General features: G+C 67.1%; 1 pseudogene. It reads right to left on the bottom strand.

Going from position 1 to position 420, the window contains the following annotated elements:
* Positions 1-139: 139 nt before the first annotated feature.
* A pseudogene (gene sucC / locus D7Y13_RS43685) lies at positions 140-420 on the bottom strand (succinate--CoA ligase subunit beta); the annotation flags it as partial.

Consider the following 420-nt stretch of genomic DNA (forward strand, 5'->3'; position numbering starts at 1 on the left):
GCCTGGGGTGACGCCGCCGACGATGTTGGTGCCGGAGGTCAGCATCCGTTGGGTGTGCTTACGGCCCTCGGAGCCGGTCATGCCCTGGACGATGACCTTGGACTCGTTGTTCAGAAAGATCGCCATGTCAGTTCGCCCCTCAGCCTGCGGCCAGCTCGGCGGCCCGGCGGGCCGCTCCGTCCATCGTGTCCACCTGTTCCAGTCCCGGGAGGGCGGCGTCGGTGAGGATCTGACGCCCCAGCTCGGCGTTGTTGCCGTCCAGCCGGACGACCAGCGGGATGTCCACGTGCTCGCCCTTGGCCCCCAGCAGCTCGAACGCCTGGACGATGCCGTTGGCCACCGCGTCGCAAGCGGTGATGCCGCCGAACACGTTCACGAAGACGCTCTTCACCTGCTCGTCGCTGATGATGATCTCCAGGC

This window comes from Corallococcus praedator, from assembly GCF_003612125.1.
Taxonomy (GTDB): Bacteria; Myxococcota; Myxococcia; order Myxococcales; family Myxococcaceae; genus Corallococcus; species Corallococcus praedator.